Source organism: Phaeovulum sp. (assembly GCF_041596715.1).
Classification (GTDB): Bacteria; Pseudomonadota; Alphaproteobacteria; order Rhodobacterales; family Rhodobacteraceae; genus UBA6213.
This window is the reverse complement of sequence record NZ_JBFHIA010000332.1, coordinates 1-2,562: the sequence shown is the minus strand read 5'-3', so window position 1 is coordinate 2,562 and position 2,562 is coordinate 1. Positions and strand designations below refer to the sequence as shown.

Below are 2,562 nucleotides of genomic sequence, written 5' to 3'. Positions count from 1 at the left end.
GCGGCCGAAGCCAGCCGTAGCACCGCGGCCACTTCGCTCGTATTTGCGGGTCGCAGCACGGCGCGTGGTTGCCAGTGGTACTTGCCCGTCCACTCGCGCCCGAAGCCCGCGGCATCGGCCCCGGTCAGCACGTTCGTGGCCCCCAGCAACGCAGTCAGTTCGGCAACAAGGTCCATCGACGCCCTCCGGAATCGCCTGCATATTCCATATCCGCGACCGCCTGCGCCAGTGCCAATCGGCAAGGCACATTCAGCGCGTGCTGGCCTCCGGCGGGGATATTTCTTTCTGAAGCAGAACCCAATGCTTCAGTCAAAATATCCCCCGCGGAGCGCGAAGTGGCTTGCAGATGTCGGCTACGGGCTGGCGGGGCGCGCGCGGCTAAGGCAGGATCGCGCGAAAAGGGAGTTTTGCATGGTTCATGATCCGCTTCTGACCCCATTCCAGTTGAAGCACATCACGCTGAAAAACCGGATCATGTCGACTGCGCATGAACCTGCCTATTCCGACGGCGGGATGCCGAAGGAACGCTATCGTCTTTATCACCGGGAAAAGGCGCGGGGTGGCATGGCGCTGACGATGACCGCGGGTTCCGCGGTGGTTTCGGCCGACAGCCCGCAGGCGTTTGGCAACCTGCACGCCTATGACGATGCGATTGTGCCGTGGTTGAAAGCGCTTGTCGAAGATTGTCACGAACATGACTGCAAGGTGATGATCCAGTTGACCCATCTTGGGCGGCGTACCGGTTGGAACAAAGCGCATTGGCTACCGGTGTTGAGCGCAAGCCCAGTGCGCGAAGCGGCGCATCGGGCGTTTCCAAAGGAGGCCGAGGATTGGGATATCGAGCGTATCATCGCCGACTATGCGGCCGCAGCGCAGCGGATGCAGGCGGCGGGGCTCGACGGGATAGAGTTCGAGGCTTACGGCCACCTGATGGACAGTTTCTGGTCGCCCGCCACCAATCGGCGCAGCGATATCTGGGGCGGCAGTCTCGATAACCGTCTGCGCTTTAGCTGGGCGGTGCTTGATGCCGTGCGCGAGGCGGTGGGGCCCGGGTTCATCGTCGGGCTGCGGTTGGTTGCAGACGAGGCGATGGAGCACGGGCTGAGCCGCGAAGAGGGGGTCGAGATCGCGCGGCGGTTGGCCGATTCGGGCAAGGTCGATTTTCTCAATCTGATCCGCGGGCATATCGATACCGATGCGGCGCTGACCGGGGTTATACCTATTCAAGGCATGCCATCGGCCCCGCATCTCGACTTTGCGGGTGAGGTCAGGGGTGTCACCGGTCTGCCGATGTTTCATGCCGCGCGGATCCCCGATGTGGCGACTGCGCGGCATGCGATCGCCAGCGGCAAGCTTGACATGGTGGGCATGACACGGGCGCATATTGCCGACCCACACATAACTGCCAAGGTTGCTGCCGGACGGGAGGCGCATATTCGCCCCTGCGTCGGTGCCACCTATTGCCTCGATCGTATCTACGAAGGGGGCGGGGCGCTGTGCATTCACAATGCCGCCACCGGCCGCGAGGCCGAGATACCGCACGTGATACCGCGGGCCGAGATTTCGCGCAGGGTGGTCGTGGTCGGCGCGGGCCCTGCGGGGCTTGAGGCGGCGCGGGTTGCGGGCGAGCGCGGGCATCAGGTGGTGCTGCTTGAGGCTGCGGCGCGGCCCGGCGGGCAGGTGGGTCTGATTACGCTGCACCCGAGGCGGCGCGAAATGGTTGGTATCGTTGACTGGCGGTTGGCAGAGATCGAGAGGCTGGGGGTGGAGCTTCGCTGCAATGTCTTGGCCGAGGTCGATGACGTGCGCGCGCTGGCCCCCGATTTCGTGGTGATCGCTACGGGGGGCTTGCCGCAAGAGCCTGAGGCTGCGGCGGGGCTGGCGCGTTCTAGCTGGGACGTGATTTCAGGTGAGCTCGCGCCGCAGGGCCGCGTAATCGTTTACGAGGACGGTGCCGGACATGCGGGGCTGATGGCCGCTGAAATGGCCGCGCGCGGGGGGGCGGAGGTCGAGCTGGTGACGCCCGAGCGCAGCTTGGCACCTGACGTGGGGGGCATGAACCACGTGCCCTACATGCGCGCCTTTCACGAGCTTGGGGTGCGGGTCACAATCAACACGCGCCTTGCCAGCGCAACCCGCGCCGGAAACGGGATTGCGGTGCGGTTCAAATCAGATTTTGCACCGGGTTGGAGCGACGAGCGGCAGGTGGACCTGCTGGTTGCCGACCACGGTACAACTGCGAACGATGCGCTTTACCACGCGCTCAAGCCGATGAGCCGCAATCTGGGCGCGGTGGATTACGCAGCCCTGATAGGGTCGGGCGAGGTGTTTCCATCGCGCCAGCCGGGTGGGGCGTTCGTGCTATACCGTATTGGCGATGCGGTGGCTGCGCGCAACATCCATGCAGGCATCTACGACGCGACGCGCTTTGGCATCCGGTACTGAGGCCTAGGCGCGGGTGCGGTCGAACAGGGCGATCAGAACGAGCGCCAGCGCGGCACCGATATAAAGGTAGGCACCGCTGCCAAGGAAGTCTACGAAATCAAGCGCACTGGCCCGCAG

General features: G+C 64.4%; 1 protein-coding gene. It reads left to right on the top strand.

Annotated features, from left to right (window positions below):
• Nucleotides 1–411: 411 nt before the first annotated feature.
• Nucleotides 412–2,445: an FAD-dependent oxidoreductase gene (locus ABY403_RS15545; RefSeq protein WP_372841727.1), complete on the top strand. Its 2,034-nt coding sequence runs from the start codon at nt 412–414 to the stop codon at nt 2,443–2,445.
• Nucleotides 2,446–2,562: the final 117 nt, after the last annotated feature.

Coding starts and splice junctions, on each gene's coding strand:
- ABY403_RS15545 (WP_372841727.1), top strand. CDS start 412: ATGGTTCATGATCCGCTTCTGACCCCATTCCAGTTGAAGCACATCACG.